Annotated in this window: 20 protein-coding genes; all 20 read left to right on the plus strand. The window is 61.2% G+C overall.

The window, feature by feature from the left end:
- Positions 1 to 56: 56 nt before the first annotated feature.
- Positions 57 to 1,310, plus strand: a complete 1,254-nt coding sequence (locus tag FE782_RS06785; protein WP_138193309.1) for a Glu/Leu/Phe/Val family dehydrogenase — start codon at positions 57 to 59, stop codon at positions 1,308 to 1,310.
- Positions 1,311 to 1,357: 47 nt separating this feature from the next.
- Positions 1,358 to 2,053 carry a glutamic-type intramembrane protease PrsW gene (gene prsW / locus FE782_RS06790; RefSeq protein ID WP_138193310.1) on the plus strand — a complete coding sequence of 232 codons (696 nt, stop codon included), beginning with the start codon at positions 1,358 to 1,360 and terminating at the stop codon, positions 2,051 to 2,053.
- Between the two features lie 52 nt (positions 2,054 to 2,105).
- Complete coding sequence (locus FE782_RS32555) at positions 2,106 to 2,261, plus strand: hypothetical protein (protein ID WP_202914488.1); 156 nt, start codon at positions 2,106 to 2,108, stop codon at positions 2,259 to 2,261.
- Between the two features lie 57 nt (positions 2,262 to 2,318).
- Positions 2,319 to 3,671, plus strand: coding sequence for a germination protein YpeB (ypeB, locus tag FE782_RS06795; protein WP_138193311.1), 1,353 nt, complete (start codon positions 2,319 to 2,321; stop codon positions 3,669 to 3,671).
- A 159-nt stretch (positions 3,672 to 3,830) separates the two neighbouring features.
- Entirely contained in the window at positions 3,831 to 4,475 is a 645-nt protein-coding gene (locus tag FE782_RS06800; RefSeq protein WP_238392371.1) for a flagellar brake protein, read from the plus strand.
- A gap of 89 nt (positions 4,476 to 4,564) precedes the next feature.
- Complete coding sequence (locus FE782_RS06805; protein WP_138193313.1) at positions 4,565 to 4,804, plus strand: hypothetical protein; 240 nt, start codon at positions 4,565 to 4,567, stop codon at positions 4,802 to 4,804.
- Positions 4,805 to 4,897: 93 nt separating this feature from the next.
- A complete protein-coding gene (cmk, locus tag FE782_RS06810; protein ID WP_138193314.1) occupies positions 4,898 to 5,587 on the plus strand; it encodes a (d)CMP kinase in 690 nt (229 codons plus the stop codon).
- Between the two features lie 2 nt (positions 5,588 to 5,589).
- Positions 5,590 to 6,177 carry a lysophospholipid acyltransferase family protein gene (locus tag FE782_RS06815; RefSeq protein ID WP_158299273.1) on the plus strand — a complete coding sequence of 196 codons (588 nt, stop codon included), beginning with the start codon at positions 5,590 to 5,592 and terminating at the stop codon, positions 6,175 to 6,177.
- Positions 6,178 to 6,295: 118 nt separating this feature from the next.
- Positions 6,296 to 7,519: a 30S ribosomal protein S1 gene (rpsA, locus tag FE782_RS06820; protein ID WP_138193316.1), complete on the plus strand. Its 1,224-nt coding sequence runs from the start codon at positions 6,296 to 6,298 to the stop codon at positions 7,517 to 7,519.
- Positions 7,520 to 7,546: 27 nt separating this feature from the next.
- Positions 7,547 to 8,626 carry a type 2 isopentenyl-diphosphate Delta-isomerase gene (fni, locus tag FE782_RS06825; RefSeq protein WP_138193317.1) on the plus strand — a complete coding sequence of 360 codons (1,080 nt, stop codon included), beginning with the start codon at positions 7,547 to 7,549 and terminating at the stop codon, positions 8,624 to 8,626.
- 55 nt (positions 8,627 to 8,681) lie between these two features.
- Positions 8,682 to 9,305 (plus strand): YphA family membrane protein, encoded by a 624-nt coding sequence (locus FE782_RS06830; protein WP_138193318.1) that lies wholly within the window; start codon positions 8,682 to 8,684, stop codon positions 9,303 to 9,305.
- An 86-nt stretch (positions 9,306 to 9,391) separates the two neighbouring features.
- A complete protein-coding gene (gene der, locus FE782_RS06835; protein WP_138193319.1) occupies positions 9,392 to 10,714 on the plus strand; it encodes a ribosome biogenesis GTPase Der in 1,323 nt (440 codons plus the stop codon).
- A gap of 92 nt (positions 10,715 to 10,806) precedes the next feature.
- Entirely contained in the window at positions 10,807 to 11,409 is a 603-nt protein-coding gene (gene plsY / locus FE782_RS06840; protein WP_138193320.1) for a glycerol-3-phosphate 1-O-acyltransferase PlsY, read from the plus strand.
- A 16-nt stretch (positions 11,410 to 11,425) separates the two neighbouring features.
- On the plus strand, positions 11,426 to 12,481 hold the full coding sequence (locus FE782_RS06845) for an NAD(P)H-dependent glycerol-3-phosphate dehydrogenase (protein ID WP_138193321.1): 1,056 nt from the start codon (positions 11,426 to 11,428) through the stop codon (positions 12,479 to 12,481).
- 84 nt (positions 12,482 to 12,565) lie between these two features.
- Positions 12,566 to 12,838 (plus strand): stage VI sporulation protein F, encoded by a 273-nt coding sequence (locus FE782_RS06850; protein ID WP_138193322.1) that lies wholly within the window; start codon positions 12,566 to 12,568, stop codon positions 12,836 to 12,838.
- A gap of 161 nt (positions 12,839 to 12,999) precedes the next feature.
- The gene (locus tag FE782_RS06855) at positions 13,000 to 13,179 is read left to right on the plus strand and encodes a DUF2768 family protein (protein ID WP_138193323.1); all 180 of its coding nucleotides are present in this window, start codon (positions 13,000 to 13,002) and stop codon (positions 13,177 to 13,179) included.
- 18 nt (positions 13,180 to 13,197) lie between these two features.
- Positions 13,198 to 13,491 (plus strand): 2Fe-2S iron-sulfur cluster-binding protein, encoded by a 294-nt coding sequence (locus FE782_RS06860; RefSeq protein ID WP_138193324.1) that lies wholly within the window; start codon positions 13,198 to 13,200, stop codon positions 13,489 to 13,491.
- 37 nt (positions 13,492 to 13,528) lie between these two features.
- Positions 13,529 to 14,164 carry a nucleotidyltransferase family protein gene (locus tag FE782_RS06865; RefSeq protein WP_138193325.1) on the plus strand — a complete coding sequence of 212 codons (636 nt, stop codon included), beginning with the start codon at positions 13,529 to 13,531 and terminating at the stop codon, positions 14,162 to 14,164.
- Positions 14,152 to 14,493, plus strand: coding sequence for a 2Fe-2S iron-sulfur cluster-binding protein (locus FE782_RS06870; protein ID WP_138193326.1), 342 nt, complete (start codon positions 14,152 to 14,154; stop codon positions 14,491 to 14,493). Before FE782_RS06865 ends, FE782_RS06870 begins: the two co-directional genes overlap by 13 nt.
- Entirely contained in the window at positions 14,487 to 15,233 is a 747-nt protein-coding gene (locus FE782_RS06875; protein ID WP_138193327.1) for a YphF family lipoprotein, read from the plus strand. Before FE782_RS06870 ends, FE782_RS06875 begins: the two co-directional genes overlap by 7 nt.
- Positions 15,234 to 15,516 lie beyond the last annotated feature (283 nt).

A 15,516-nucleotide genomic window follows, 5' to 3' on the forward strand; every position in this document is an offset into this window, starting at 1 on the left:
GCCAACGAACAATAGCACGTAGAACGTTCGAGATTACGGCATGCGAGGTGGAGAACGTGACTGCAACGGATCATGGCAACGTCCTGACGTCGACGCAGACGGTCATCGGGCAAGCGTTGAAGCGGCTGGGCTATACGGAAGAGATGTACGAGCTCCTGAAGGAGCCGATGCGGGTGCTGACGGTCCGCATTCCGGTGCGGATGGACGACGGCGCGGTCAAGGTGTTCACCGGGTACCGGGCGCAGCATAACGACGCCGTCGGTCCGACGAAGGGCGGCGTTCGGTTTCACCCCGACGTCACGGAGGACGAGGTGAAGGCGCTGTCGATCTGGATGAGCCTCAAGTGCGGGATCGTCGATCTTCCGTACGGGGGCGGCAAGGGCGGGGTCGTGTGCGATCCGAGACAGATGTCCTTCCGGGAGCTGGAACGGCTGAGCCGCGGCTACGTTCGCGCCGTCTCGCAAATCGTAGGCCCGACGAAGGACATTCCGGCGCCGGACGTCATGACGAACTCGCAAATCATGGCTTGGATGTTCGACGAGTACAGCCGCATCCGCGAATTCGACGCCCCCGGCTTCATTACGGGCAAGCCGATCGTGCTCGGCGGCTCCCACGGCCGGGAAACCGCGACGGCCAAGGGCGTCACGATCATGATCCGCGAAGCGCTGAAGAAGCGCGGCATCGACGTCAGGGACGCGAGAGTCATCGTGCAAGGGTTCGGCAACGCGGGAAGCTACTTGTCGAAATTCATGCACGAGGCCGGCGCGAAGGTCGTCGGCATCTCCGACGTCTATGGCGCGCTCTACGACCCCGAGGGGCTCGATATCGAATATTTGCTCGACAAGCGCGACTCGTTCGGCACGGTGACGAAGCTGTTCGAGAAGACGGCGATCACGAACGAACAGCTGCTCGTGCAGGACTGCGACATTCTCGTGCCGGCCGCCATCGAAAATCAGATCACGGCGGGCAACGCGCACGAGATCAAGGCTTCGATCATCGTCGAAGCGGCGAACGGACCGACGACGCTCGAGGCGACGAAGATCGTCTCCGACAGAGGCATTCTGCTCGTCCCGGACGTGCTGGCCAGCGCGGGCGGCGTCATCGTTTCGTACTTCGAATGGGTACAGAACAATCAAGGGTATTATTGGACCGAGGAAGAAGTGCACGCGAAGCTCGAAGACATGATGGTCAAGGGCTTCGACAACGTATATCAAACCCATGCCACGCGAGGCGTCGATATGAGGCTCGCCGCGTACATGGTCGGCGTCCGCAAGATGGCGGAGGCCGCACGGTACAGAGGCTGGGTGTAACGAGGGGCGGCGTGCGCGCCCTATTCTAACGGAAAGGGGGGCGACGCATGGCTTTGTTCTCGATCGCAGCGGCCGCCGCCGCTCCCGGGATCGCGCTGCTGTCTTACATTTACCTGAAAGACCGCTACGAGGCGGAGCCGATCGCGATGGTCGCGAGGCTGTTTCTGTTCGGCATGATGTCCGTGTTCCCGGTCATGGTGCTGCAGCGAGGCTTCGAGCTGTGGCTCGGGAAGGACGATCCGTTCGTGTTCTCGTTCGTGACGACGGCCGGCCTCGAAGAAGCGGCGAAGTGGCTCATCGTCGCGATCGCCGTGTTCCGCCACGCCGAATTCGACGAGCCGTACGACGGCATCGTCTACGCGACGGCCGCATCGCTCGGCTTCGCTACGATGGAAAATATGCTGTACGCGTTTTTCGAGCCCTTTTCCATGTCCACCTTAATCGTTCGCGCTTTGCTCCCCGTATCCGGTCACGCGTTGTTCGGCGTCGTGATGGGATATTACTTCGGACAGGCGAAATTCGCGAAGGAGGAGCGGGGCAAATTTTTCGCATTCGCGTTCATGTTCCCGGTATTCTATCACGGCATGTTCGACTTCCTGCTGACGACGGCGAAATCGAGCTGGATGTGGCTCATGGTGCCGTTCATGGCGTATCTCTGGGCCAGAGGGCTTTGGAAGATGAAGCGCGCGAACCATCACTCGCCGCTTCGCATGATTCGTCGCGAGGAAGAGTTTAAAATGTGACGCGTCCGTCCAAACTGGGTGAAGCATCCAATGGTAAAGGACGGGAAAAACGATGAATCCTCGCGTGAAAGTATCGATTCGCTGCAACCGGTGCGGCGAACGCTTCGTCTTGCGCGGCAAGAAGGAGAAGGGCCGTATCGAGACGGGGTTCAAGCGCTGTCTGTGCGATAACGATCACGATTTTCTAATCGATGAAGAAAGTGTATAACGTCGCCGCCTTCAACGAAAGCTAACGGTAAGTTTTCGTTGAAGGGGGACGTCTAGAGTGTACCAACGTTTAAGCGCCGTCCTGTTCCCGATCGTCGCGGTTCTCCTCGTGGGAGCCGGGCTGTGGGGGTATCAGGAGCACCAAGAGAAAAACCAAATCCTGGTCAAGGCGGAAAACCAATATCAACGCGCTTTCCATGACTTGTCTTATCATATGGACCAGCTGCACGAGGAGCTCGGCAACACGCTGGCCGTGAGCAGCGCGTCGAACTTCCACCGCAAAGGTCTCATCAACATGTGGCGGCTGACGAGTCAGGCGCAATCGGAAGTGAACCAGCTTCCGCTCACGCTGATGCCGTTCCACGAGACGGAGGAGCTGCTGGCGAACATCTCCAAGTTCTCCTACAAGACGGCGATGCGCGATTTGCAGAAGCAGCCGTTGACTCCGGCCGAAATGAAAATTCTTACGACGTTGTACGAGCGGTCGAAGGAGATCAAGACCGATCTTCGGAAAGTACAGGAATCGGTCCTCAACAATCACCTCCAGTGGATGGACGTCGAGGTGCTGCTCGCTTCCGGCGAGGAAAATTACGACAACGACATCATCGACGGCTTTAAGCTGATGAACAAGCGGGTCACCGAAAACGGCGACATCGACTGGGGTCCGACGATGACGGCGATGAATCGGCGCATGTCGATGCAGGGCGTGGAAGGCGCGCCGATAACGGCGGAGGACGCCAAACGAAAGGCTGCGGATTTCCTCGGATTGAAGGATACGTCGAGCATGAAGACGGTCGAAAACGGCGCCGATACCGAGTTTACGACGTATACGGTTTCGGTGCCGGCGAACGATCGGTCGACGCGCCAGCTCGAATTCACCAAAGCCGGCGGAAAGCTGGTGTACTTCTTGACGGAGCGCCCGGTCGAGAACAAGATCGTGGATATCCGCGGAGCGGTGGAAGCCGGTACGGACTTCCTGCAAGAACACGGATACGAAGGCATGCGGGCGGTCAGCTACGACGAATACAACAACGTGGCGAGCATTATGTTCGCCCGCGTCGTCAACGGCGTAACGGTCTACCCGGAGAAGGTGACGGTGAAGGTGGCGCTCGACGACGCGGAAGTGACGGGCCTCTCCGCCGGAGAGCTGCTGTTCCATCCGTCGACCGAGAAGATCGGCGAGCCGGCGATGACCGAAGCCGAGGCGAGGAAGCTGTTGAATCCGAACTTCAAGGTGAAGGACGCCTCGCTCGCCGTCATCCGGAACGACTTGGACGAGGAAGTGCTGTGTTACGAGTTCTTAGGCGGAATCAACGGCGGCGATTACCGGATTTACTTCAACGCCGACAACGGCTTCGAAGAAAAAATCGAGCGGATCCGCGACTCCGACGCCGAGGCGTCCGGGGCGTAACGGAACCGAACGGGAGAAAAAAGCGCAAGGCGGGAACTCCGTCTTGCGCTTTTTCATTCCTTTTCTTCCTCGCGGTTGGTATAATACCAGTATTAGGTCATGGGACGAACGAACCAGGTCATCCGGAAGGTTCGGTTCCGCAGGGGAGGGCCCGAGCGAGTGAAAATCAATCAAACTTTATTTCTTCAAGTGGCGTCGCTCGACGAAGAGGAGAGCAAGCGACAATATAAAACGCGCATCGCGGACGTCAGCGAGGAGAACGTCGCCGTCGAGCTGCCGATCGACGAGAAGACGGGCCGGTTCAAGCGGCTCGACGTCGGCGATCAAATATCCGCCCATTTCGTCACGGGCGACGGAGTGAAAAACTTCTTCGAAACCGAAGTCGTCGGACACCGGACGGACGTCGTCCGACTCGTGATTTTGCGGCGGCCGGACCCCGAGACGATCACCCGCGTGCAGCGGCGCACGTTCCTTCGCGTCCCGGCCACGCTCGAGATCGCCTGCCGGCTCGGCGATCATCTCCAATTTCTCGCGGTGACGGAAGACGTCAGCGGGGGCGGCATTTCGATCGTCTGCGACGGGCACATCCCGATCAAGGCGAACGATTCGCTGCATTGTTGGCTGCTCATCCACTTCCGCAGCGGCCACATCGAGCACGTGCCGTTCAAATCCGAAGTCATTCGCATCAAGCCGCTCGAGACGGGCAAGCAGCTTGCGATGATGCGCTTCCTCGACATCGCGGGGGTCGAGCAACAGAAGATCATCCGTTATTGCTTCGAACGACAGTTCGAAATGCGAAAGTAACGCCGAGTCCGCCATGCATAATTTTCCTATTGCGTAGCAACCTATCGGGAGCGAGATCCGATAGGTTTTTTTACGAAGGAGGAGCGCGGTTGGCTGCGGACGAACGGCGCGAAGAAAGCGCGGAAGAGGAATATGTCGGGCGGTTTCTGCGGCTGGCCGATAGCGTGGAGAAGCGTCTCTTGCAAGGGATCGCCCTATTATTTTTCATCTTGGTGCTAATGCAAGCATTGCTGACGATCGACGCCGTACGGGAGCGAATCGTAGAGGTGGACAGACTGGAAGGGCGTTCCTACGGTTTTGCACCATCCCCCGATCGTGTGCTATACTAAACGAGCGCGAAAGCAGGCCATGCCTGCTTTTCTCTGCGAGACGGCGACGTCTGCAGCGGTCCACTCGCTTTTCATGAAAGGAAGTTCTCGGATTTGAATTGGCCTCCTACTGCTAAGATTAATGTCGCGATCGACGGACCGGCCGGTGCGGGGAAGAGCACGGTGGCGCGGAAGGTCGCCGAAACATTGGGTTACATATATGTCGATACGGGCGCGATGTACCGGACGGTGACGTTGAAGGCGCTTCGCGAAGGCGCGGATTTGGACGACGCGAAGGCGCTTGCGGGGCTGGCGGAGCGGACCGACATTCGGCTCGTTCCCGAGCCGGGCGGGCAGAAGGTGATCATGGACGGCGAAGACGTCACGGAGCCGATTCGGACGAAGGAAGTGACCTCGTTCGTGTCGAAGGTGGCGGCCGTGCCGGACATTCGCAACGTGCTGGTTCGATTGCAGCGCGACATCGCCGATCGGCGCGGCGTCGTCATGGACGGCAGGGATATCGGCACGAACGTGCTTCCCGACGCGGAAGTGAAGGTGTTCATGACGGCCAGCGTCCGCATCCGGGCCGAGCGCCGCTGGCTGGAGCTGAAGGAGAAGGACCCGGAAGCGACGGTCGAAGGCTTGATGGAAGCGATCGCCGCCCGCGACAAGAGCGACTCCGAACGGGCGACCTCGCCGCTGAAGCAAGCGGACGACGCGGTGCTGCTGGACACGTCGCACCTGACCGCGGACGAAGCGGCGGAACGCATCGTCCGCTTATGCCGCCAGGCGTTGGAGGTGTAGCGATGGTATACGTCGTTTCTCGAGCGATCGTCAGGAGACTGCTCTCGATCGTCTTCCTCGTGAAGTCGATCGGGGCGGAGCGGGAGCCGGCCACCGGCCCCGTCGTCGTATGCGGCAATCATCGCAGCTTTCTCGACCCGCCGATTATCGCTTGTTACTTGCGAAGGCAGGTCACGTTCCTGGCGAAGGCGGAACTGTTCCGCGTTCCGGTGCTGTCTTGGTTCATTCGGTCCTGCGGCGCCTTCCCCGTTCAGCGGGGCGGCATGAGCATGGAAACGATGAAAACCGCGATCAAGGTGCTCAAGGACGGCGGCATGCTCGTCGTCTTCCCGGAAGGCACGAGGCAGAAGACGGAGAAGCTCGGCGAAGGCAAGAAGGGGGCGGCCAGCATGGCGCTTCGCAGCAAAGCGAACATCCTGCCGGTCGCGATCATCGGAAAATATAAGCCGTTCCGACGGTTGAAGGTCGTCTACGGGGAACCGTTCGACGCCGCCGAAGCCGTCGCGCATCTGCCCCCGGCGGAGCAGGCGGACGCGCTCACCGTCAAAATCATGAGCGCCATCCAGGACTTGCTGGATCGACATCGTTGATTACAAGTTTCCGAATACCGAAGACGTACAATTGATTTCTAACGTATGGAAATGGTATTTTGGAATTATACTACATTCATCACAAAAGGGTTTTTGGAAATCTGAGGAGGGTATCGTTATGACGGAAGAGACGAAGGTACAAGCGAACGAGCAAGCGGCGGCGGAATCCGCGGACACGGTGGACATGAACGAGGTGTCGACGGTAAAGAAGGGCGACATCGTCACAGGCACCGTCGTGAAGGTGGAGGACAATCAGGTGTACGTGGACATCGGTTACAAATACGATGGCGTCATCACCGCCCGCGAGCTGTCTTCCGTCCCTCTTGACAATATATCGGACGTCGTTCAATTGGGACAGGAAGTTACTTGCAAGGTTATCGGCATCAACGACGCGAAAGAAACGTTGACGCTGTCGAAGAAGCAAGTCGAAGGCGAGAAAGCTTGGGACAAAATGCAAGAGTACCTCGACAACAACGAGACGATCGAAGCGAAAGTCGTGGACGTCGTGAAGGGCGGACTCGTCGTGGACGTCGGCGTTCGCGGTTTCATTCCGGCTTCGATGGTCGAGCGCCACTTCGTCGAAGACTTCAGCGACTACAAGGGCCGCACCTTGAAGCTGAAGGTCAAAGAAATCGATCGTCCGAACAATAAGCTCATTCTCTCTCAGAAGGACGTTCTGGAAGAGCAATATCAAGCGCAAAAGCAACAGATCATGGAGCGTCTGAACGTAGGCGACGTCATCGAGGGCACGGTTCAGCGCCTGACGCAATTCGGCGCGTTCGTAGACGTCGGCGGCGTGGACGGCCTCGTTCACATCTCCGAGCTTTCCTATCAGCACGTCGAGAAGCCTTCCGACGTCGTGAAGGAAGGCGACAAGGTGAAGGTCAAGATCCTGAAGCTCGATCCGGCCAACGAGCGCATCTCCCTCAGCGTGAAAGCGGCTCAACCGGGTCCGTGGGAGCAAGCGGGCGGCCAATTCCAGATCGGCGACATCATTCAAGGCACGGTTCGCCGCCTTGTCGACTTCGGCGCGTTCGTCGAAGTGGCGCCTGGCGTCGAGGGCTTGGTCCACGTCTCCCAGATCGCGCATCGCCGCATCGGCACGCCGCATGAGGTCCTGAAGGAAGGACAGCAAGTGAACGTGAAGGTTCTCGACATCAACGTTGGGGAAAAGCGGATCTCCCTCAGCATCAAGGAGACGGAAGAAGCGCCGGAGCAGCCGCAACGCCAAGAGCGTCCGGAACGCGCGCCGAGACAGCCGAAGGTAGACATCCCGGACGCGCAATCGCTTAACTTGACGCTCGGCGAGCGCTTCGGCGACAAGCTTAGCAAGTTCAAGTAATCGACGAACGACGGGGAGTCGAGACGAATGACGCGAATGTCGCGCAAGATGGATCATGTCCGCCATGCGCTCGCTTCCGGCCAGAGCGGCCGGAACGGCCTGTCGGAAGTGAGATTCGTGCATAACCCGCTCCCCGACACGTCCGTATCCCATATCTCGCTTACGACTCGAATCGGCGAACTCACTATGAGGTCGCCGATTCTTATTAATGCGATGACGGGCGGGGCGGCGGAGACGGAAGAAATCAATTACGGCCTCGGGGAAGCGGCGAGGCTTACGGGCGTCGCGATGGCGGTCGGCTCGCAGATGGCCGCTTTACGCGATCCGGCGCTCGAAGCGAGCTACGCGGCCGCGCGGCGCGCCAATCCCGACGGGCTGCTGTTCGCGAATTTGGGCAGCGAGGCGACCCCGGAGCAAGCGAAGCGCGCCGTCGAGATGATCCGAGCGGATGCTCTCCAAATTCATCTGAACGTCGTGCAGGAGTTGGTCATGCCCGAAGGCGACCGCTCCTTCGAAGGGGCGCTGCGCCGCATCGAGCGGATCGTGCGGAACGTGGACGTCCCGGTCATCGCGAAGGAGGTCGGGTTCGGCATGACCATGAGCGCGGCTTCCCGCTTGCTGTCGGTCGGCGTCTCGGCCGTCGACTGCGGCGGAAGCGGCGGAACGAACTTCGCCCGGATCGAGAACGCTCGTCGGGATCGGCCGATTCCGTGGTTCGACGACTGGGGAAATACGACCGCGGTATCGCTGCTCGAGGCGAAGGAAGCGGCGCCGGCCGGCCGATTGATCGGCTCCGGAGGCATCCGCAACGGCATGGAAGCGGCGAAATCGATCGCGCTCGGCGCGGATGCCGTAGGACTGGCCGGCGCGCTGCTGCGCAAGCTTCGCGAAGAGGGAGTCGAAGCGGTCGCCGCCTCGATCCGCGACCTGCAGGAGGAGCTTCGGCTCGTCATGACCGCGGTCGGCGCCAGAACGATTCCCGAGCTCCAGTCCGCGCCGGTCGTGATCGTCGGCGACACGGCCGAGTGGTGCGCCGCGCGAGGCGTCGACATTCGGAAGTACGCAAGGCGCGCCGTTCGACCGGAGCGGGAGACGGACTCGGAGTAAAACGAGGCGCTTGGAGCGATAATAGGGGAAAGAACCGATTCGCGGAGGTACGAGCATGAATCCGGGCTTTCTCTCTTATATATTGCTCACCTTGTCCCTGATCCTGATCGGCTTCGGCTGGAGAACGCATGCGATCGGCGGGGCGTCGGCGCGGGCGGCGTCGCTGTTCGGCCTCGGCTGGATCGCGGCCGCCGCCGTCGACTGGAAGGCGGGAGCTTGGGCGGGGACTGCGGCGTACGCGCCGCTGCTCGCGCTCGCGGCGATCGGTCTCGTCTCCCCGTACTCGAGGAAGGACGCCGCGTCGGCGCTGTCGTTCGGGTGTTTGCTCGGCGCGATCTATTCGCTGGTGCAGCTCGTCGAGCGAATCGACCCGCTAGCGATCGTCCTGCATCCGTCCGTCGACCCCGTCGCGTTGATCGTCGTCTTGATCGTCTGTTATACGCGGCGCGCCTCGACGCAGTTCGCGATGCTGTCGATCGCGCTCGTCGTGAACGACGCCTATACGGCGCTGCTCTACGCACGATGGCAGACGCCCTTCTTCGGCGGCCGAGAATTTCAAGACGCGTGGTGGATGGCCGCGGCGTCGGCGCGCGCGCTGTCGGTCGCGGCCGCGGCCGTCGTCGACCGGGCGAAGCGGGAAGGCGGAAGGATCAGGGCATGGCTTCGAGTGCGAAGGTAGGACGCCTCTTTCGCATTCGGGGCTTCTTTTTGTTATGATGAGGTCAGTTTCAAACGAAGTCGTATACATAATAGGAGAGTGAACGTATGGCCAGACCGATCGTGGCCATCGTCGGCCGGCCGAACGTCGGCAAGTCGACGATCTTCAACCGAATCATCGGGGAGCGATTGGCAATCGTGGAAGACCGTCCGGGCGTGACGCGCGACCGGATTTACGGAACCGCCGAATGGAACGGCAAGCCGTTCAGCATTATCGACACGGGCGGCATCGAAATTTTCGACGAAGACGAGCTGCTGAAGCAAGTCCGAATGCAAGCGGAGTTGGCCGTCGAGGAAGCGGACGTCATTCTGTTCATCGCCGACGCGAAGGCGGGTCTCACCCCGGCGGACGAGACGATCGCGCAGCTATTGTTCCGTTCGAACAAGCCGATCGTGCTCGGCGTCAACAAGATGGACAATCCCGCGAGCACCGACGAGATTTACGAGTTTTATTCGCTCGGCTTGGGGGATCCCGTCGCCTTGTCCGGCACGCACGGTATCGGCGTCGGGGACTTGCTCGACGAGCTCGTGAAGCGTCTTCCGGAGAAGCCGGAAGAGCTGTACGGGGAAGAAGTGATCAAGATCGCGTTGATCGGCCGTCCGAACGTCGGCAAGTCGTCGCTCGTGAACGCGCTGCTCGGGGAAGAGCGCGTCATCGTCAGCGACATCGCCGGCACGACGCGCGACGCCATCGATACGCCGTTCGAGAAGGACGGACAGCAATACGTCCTTATCGATACCGCCGGCATTCGCAAGCGCGGGAAGGTGTACGAGGCGACCGAGAAGTTCAGCGTCATGCGGTCGATGCAGGCGATCGAGCGCGCGGACGTCGCGCTGATCGTCATCAACGGCGAGGAAGGCATTATCGAGCAGGATAAGCACATCGCGGGATACGCGCACGAGGCGGGCCGAGCGGCCATATTCGTCGTGAACAAGTGGGACGCGGTGGAGAAAGACGACAAGACGATGCAGCGTTTCACGGAATCGATCCGGGATCACTTCCTCTTCATGCCGTACGCGCCGATCGTCTACGTTTCGGCGACGACGAAGCAGCGCCTGCACAAGCTGCTGCCCGTCGTGCAGAACGTCGCGGAGCAGCATTCGATGCGCGTGCCGACGAACGTGCTGAACGATATCGTAGCGGACGCCGTCGCGGTCAACCCGCCGCCGACCGACAAGGGCCGTCGTCTGCGCATCAACTACATCACGCAAGTCGCGGTGAAGCCGCCGACGTTCATCCTGTTCGTGAACGATCCGGAGTTGATGCATTTCTCGTACGAGCGCTATTTGGAAAATCGGATCCGCACCGCGTTCCCGTTCGAGGGTACGCCGGTGCGATTCGCGACCAAACGGAAAAACGACGGGGAGTAACGAAGGAACCGCCGCAAGCGTACCTCCCGAGAGTACGCGATGCGGTTTCGACGAAACGGATGTAAGACCAGGAGTAAGGGGAGAAGGACAACGTGAATTACGTTCTCGCGGTCGTCATCGGCTATTTGATCGGTTCGATCAGCTTTAGCTTTATATGGGGAAGATTGTTTCAAGGCATCGACATTCGCAAGCACGGCAGCGGCAACGCCGGCGCGACGAATACGCTGCGCGTGATGGGCGTCGGTCCGGCGCTCACCGTGCTGGCGCTCGACATCGCGAAGGGCGTGCTCGCGGTATGGGTCGGCTGGTGGCTCGACCCGGTCTCGCTGCTGCTGCCGATTCTCGCCGGCTTCGCGGCCATCGTCGGCCACAATTGGCCCGTCTTCTTCGCGTTCCGCGGCGGCAAGGGGATCGCGACGATGATCGGCGTCGTGGCGACGCTGTGCTTCGTGCCCGGCCTCGTCGCGGGCCTCGTCGGCATCGCTTCCATCGTCGTCACGCGATTCGTCTCGCTCGGCTCGCTGCTGTTCGCGGCGCTGCTGCCGGTGTCGCTCTGGGCGTTCGGCCGGGAGCCGGAATTGATCGTATTCAGCTTGGCGCTCGCCGCGCTGGCGTTCTATCGGCATCGGAGCAACATCGTGAAGCTGGCGCAAGGGAAGGAAAATAAACTTTCGTTCCGCCGCTCGAACCGATAGGGGAGGGAAACACGCGATGAAGAAAGCGACCGTATTCGTGGCGGGCAGTTGGGGAACGGCGCTCGCCGCGGTGTTGGCCGACAACGGCCTCGAGGTGCTGCTCTGGACGCGCGGCGAAGCGCAGGCGCAGGAAATCAACGAGCGCCGCACGAACGAGAAGTACGTGCCGGGGGCGAAGCTCCCTCCGAATATCCGCGCGACGACGAGCATCGAGGAAGCGACGCGGCACGGGGACCTTCTCCTCTTCGTCGCGCCGTCGTCGGCGATGCGCGACGTCGCGCGGCTGGCGAAGCCGTTCATGCGCGGCGATCAATTGATCGTACACGCGACCAAGGGATTCGAAGCGGACACGCTGCTCCGCATGTCGCACGTGCTGGAGGAAGAGTTCGCGGGCGTCCTCGAGCCGGGCAGCGTCGTCGTTTTATCGGGGCCGAGCCACGCGGAAGAGGTCATCCTACGTTCGCCGACGACCGTCGTCGTCGCCTGCTCGCGTCCCGAGCTCGCGGAGGCGGCGCAGGACGCGTTCATTACGCCGGCGTTCCGGGTGTATACGAACCCAGACGTCGCGGGGGTGGAGATCGCGGGCGCGCTGAAGAACATTATCGCGCTCGGCGCGGGCATGTCGGACGGTCTCGGCTTCGGCGATAACGCGAAGGCGGCGCTCCTGACGCGGGGGCTCGCCGAAATCGGGCGCCTCGGCGTCGCGATGGGGGCGAATCCGCTCACGTTCGCGGGTCTCGCGGGCGTCGGCGACCTTGTCGCGACGTGCACGAGCCGGCACAGCCGCAATTGGCGCGCCGGGTATAAGCTCGCCGAAGGGGCGACGCTCGACGAGGTGCTCGAATCGATCGGCATGGTCGTCGAAGGCGTCCGCACGACGAAGGCTTCGATCGCCCTCTCGGAACGATACGGGGTCGAGCTGCCGATCGCCGAGCAGCTGCACGCCGTATTGTTCCAAGGCAAGAACCCGCGCTCGGCCGTCGAGGCGTTGATGGGCCGCGGGCGTACCCACGAGATCGAGGACATCGTTCGCGAAGCCGCGGCGGCGTTCCGCGGCGCGCCGGCCGAATAACGTCTTGCGATCGCGCCGCGCCCGCCTACACCTTCCGCTAGTCCCCATCATACGATGGAGAAAACGGCGGAGGGAGGAACGCGAATGGCGAAGCCTATCGGCAAAGACGTGCTCGGCGCGGTCAAGAAGAAGACCGGGAAGACGATCACGGAGAAGGACATCAACAAGCTCGCTAGCGGCGTGAAGCCGTCGACGATGCAGAGCGAAGCCGAGCTCAAGCAGCTCATCAAGAAGGTCGGCGCAATGGCCGGCGTACCGGTGTCGGATTCCCTGATGAAGGAAATCGTGTCGGCGGTCAAGAAAAGCGGCATGAACCCGAACAGCATGGAGCAGCTTATGAAGATGATGTTGAAATAATCTCGCGCGTCTAAAGGGCGAGATTCCAAAGCGGGCGTCCGTGCAGGTTATGCGGGCGCCCGCTTGCGTGTCGGGGAAATGGCTGTGTATACTGTTATGAAAATGAAATCTCGCTTCGGAGCCGAATGGCGGAGTCCGAAGCGTTTCCGGGAGAAGAGAATATGTCGCCGCTCGACAAAATGTGGGCGTCCTTCGTGGCGCTAGGATTCATGGCCGTCGCTTCGCTGCTCATCACGTACGCGCGCGCAAAGACGAAGGGGGCGGTTCGCGTCGTCCTGTCGGTCGTCGCGTTCGCGCTGCTCGTTTTGATGGTGCCGTTCGCGCTGTTATCCATGTTTTAGTAGAAAAGAGGACAAGCTATGCTGACGTTGAAGGGACGGGCCGTCGTCAAGACGGTGCCCGCCGAAATCGGAAAGACGCTGCTCGACCACGCGCTCGCGAACGGGATCGATCTCGGGTTTTCGTGTACGCGGGGGACGTGCGCGCGGTGCCGGGTTTACGTCGAAGAGGGCCGGGAGCTGCTCAGCGAGCCGAACGACGCGGAGTACGACCGCATGGACGAAGAGGAGATCGAACAAGGGTATCGCCTCGGCTGCCAAGCGGCGATCAAGCGCGAAGGCGAAATCCGCGCCGTCAACCGCACTTATTTTTAATACAGAAGCCACGTTAACGGAATCGAGGGGTAGAACCATGACTTCGGCTCAATTGCCGCCCGCGCTGGCGGAGGCGCTCCGCACGGCGGCCGATCGTTGGTCGTCCGTGCCGTCGCCGTGGCTCGTCGGCGGCAGCTGCGGCCTGACGTACCACGAAGTACCGATCGCGGCCGCGCCTCGGGACCTGGACATCTACGTCGACGCCGAAGGCGCCGACGCGTTCCATCGCGCGCTCGCCGACTTCGCGGTCGACGAACAACAATACAACGAAACCGAACGGTATCGCTCGGTGCTGTCTCACTATGCGATCGGAGGCGTGACGGTGGAGCTCGTCGCCGGCTTCGAGGTGCGCGAGCCCGGCGCCTTGTACCGCGTCGATATCGCGGGCGCGATGCGAACGTACGCGCTGCGGGCCGATGCGAACGGCGCTTCGATCGGCGTCATGCCGCTCGCTCACGAGTTGGCTTTCAATTTGCTGCGCCACCGTCCGGACCGGTACGAACGGATCGCCGCGGCCATGCGGAGCGACTTGCCTTCGCATCTGCCGGCGCTGATTCGGATTCTGGAGGACAACCGGTTCGACGAGAACTGGCGCGCGCGCCTGCTCGGGCTGCTGGACGTACCCGGCGATATCCTCGGGGCGGCCGGGGAGGCGACCGCGTGCCGCGAGTAACGTTCCAACCCGACGGGAAGACGATCGACGTACGTCCGGGGACGACGCTGCTGGCCGCGGCGCGTCAGGCCGGCGTCGCGGTTCGTACGCGCTGCGGCGGCGTCGCGGGGTGTCTAATGTGCAAGGTAAGGGTAGTCGATCCGTCGACCGTCTCCCCGCGCACCGACGCCGAACGGCGCAAGCTGGGGGACGACGCGGACGAGCGGTTGTCCTGCCAGACGAAGGCGACGAAAGACGCGACGGTTCTCGTGCCCGAAGACCCGTTGAAGGCGGCCGTGCGACGCCAACTCGAACGGCAGAAGGAAGAAGAGGAGGGGGGCTTATGGTGATTCGGCGTTGGTCTCGAGTCCTATTCATCCTGCTTGCGGCGGCGATGCTGACCGGGTGCATGTACCGGGGAGAAATCGAGCGCAGGCAAGCGAATCCGGCGTTCGTCCGCGAAGAGATCGACCGCGTCGCGGCGGCGGTAGAACGTTATTACAAGGCGAGAGGCGTCTACCCGATCAAGAACGCCGACGAATCGACGCCGGTGTTCGAGAAATACGTCATCGACCTGAATCGGCTCGTCCGGACGGAGATGTTAAGCTCCATCCCCGCGAATGCGTTCGAAGCCGGAGGCCATTACTATTATTTGCTCGTTCATCCGGAGACCGAGCCGGTCGTCATGCTGATGGATTTGTCCGCGGTGCAGCAGGTCGCGGACTTGCAGCAGGACGTCGATCGATACCGCGACGCGAACGGCAAGCTGCCGGCCGGCGCCGAGACCGCTCCGGGCTTCTTCGCGATCGATTACGCCGCTTTGAAGCGGGACGCGCCGGACATCCGGAGCCCGTTCACGAATCAAATTTTGCCGGTGTTGCTCCATGCGTCGGGAGAGACGTTGATCGACTACGGCCTCGACATCATGGAAGCGTCCCGTCAAGCGGCCGAAGCGGCGGAACCGCCCGTCGCCGAAGGCGAAGACGCGCGGGAATGGCTCGCGAAAGCGTCTCCGCTCGCGCCGGCGCTGTCGTATCCGTACGTCTGGAGGAACGGCGAACCGGTGCTGACGGCGCCGGAAGGGAAATAATCGAATCGAGTTCATTCGTAAGGCGCACGCGCTTCCGGTAAGACGGAAGGCGTGCGTTTTTCATTTTCTAAACATAATCGTTCGTTCGGAACATACAACTAAAAAAGGCTGATTTGTTTGCGTCGTCTATGGGCAAGGGGGCGAAAAAAAGCAGAAGGAAAAAGTCATAACGGCCGTCATGGCACATATATTGATACTAGTCCATTTGCATGTACGAGTTCCGGCGTCTCACGGGCTTGCCTAGAGCGGCGTACGGCGACATCCTCATGACGAAACCAATACT

Source organism: Paenibacillus antri, from assembly GCF_005765165.1.
Taxonomy (GTDB): domain Bacteria; phylum Bacillota; class Bacilli; order Paenibacillales; family YIM-B00363; genus Paenibacillus_AE; species Paenibacillus_AE antri.

Excerpts from the sequence above, each read along its gene's own strand:
- prsW (WP_138193310.1), top strand. The coding sequence starts at position 1,358 with ATGGCTTTGTTCTCGATCGCAGCGGCCGCCGCCGCTCCCGGGATCGCG.
- FE782_RS32555 (WP_202914488.1), top strand. The coding sequence starts at position 2,106 with ATGAATCCTCGCGTGAAAGTATCGATTCGCTGCAACCGGTGCGGCGAA.
- FE782_RS06815 (WP_158299273.1), top strand. The coding sequence starts at position 5,590 with ATGGTATACGTCGTTTCTCGAGCGATCGTCAGGAGACTGCTCTCGATC.
- rpsA (WP_138193316.1), top strand. The coding sequence starts at position 6,296 with ATGACGGAAGAGACGAAGGTACAAGCGAACGAGCAAGCGGCGGCGGAA.
- fni (WP_138193317.1), top strand. The coding sequence starts at position 7,547 with ATGACGCGAATGTCGCGCAAGATGGATCATGTCCGCCATGCGCTCGCT.
- FE782_RS06830 (WP_138193318.1), top strand. The coding sequence starts at position 8,682 with ATGAATCCGGGCTTTCTCTCTTATATATTGCTCACCTTGTCCCTGATC.
- der (WP_138193319.1), top strand. The coding sequence starts at position 9,392 with ATGGCCAGACCGATCGTGGCCATCGTCGGCCGGCCGAACGTCGGCAAG.
- FE782_RS06845 (WP_138193321.1), top strand. The coding sequence starts at position 11,426 with ATGAAGAAAGCGACCGTATTCGTGGCGGGCAGTTGGGGAACGGCGCTC.
- FE782_RS06850 (WP_138193322.1), top strand. The coding sequence starts at position 12,566 with ATGGCGAAGCCTATCGGCAAAGACGTGCTCGGCGCGGTCAAGAAGAAG.
- FE782_RS06855 (WP_138193323.1), top strand. The coding sequence starts at position 13,000 with ATGTCGCCGCTCGACAAAATGTGGGCGTCCTTCGTGGCGCTAGGATTC.
- FE782_RS06860 (WP_138193324.1), top strand. The coding sequence starts at position 13,198 with ATGCTGACGTTGAAGGGACGGGCCGTCGTCAAGACGGTGCCCGCCGAA.
- FE782_RS06865 (WP_138193325.1), top strand. The coding sequence starts at position 13,529 with ATGACTTCGGCTCAATTGCCGCCCGCGCTGGCGGAGGCGCTCCGCACG.
- FE782_RS06875 (WP_138193327.1), top strand. The coding sequence starts at position 14,487 with ATGGTGATTCGGCGTTGGTCTCGAGTCCTATTCATCCTGCTTGCGGCG.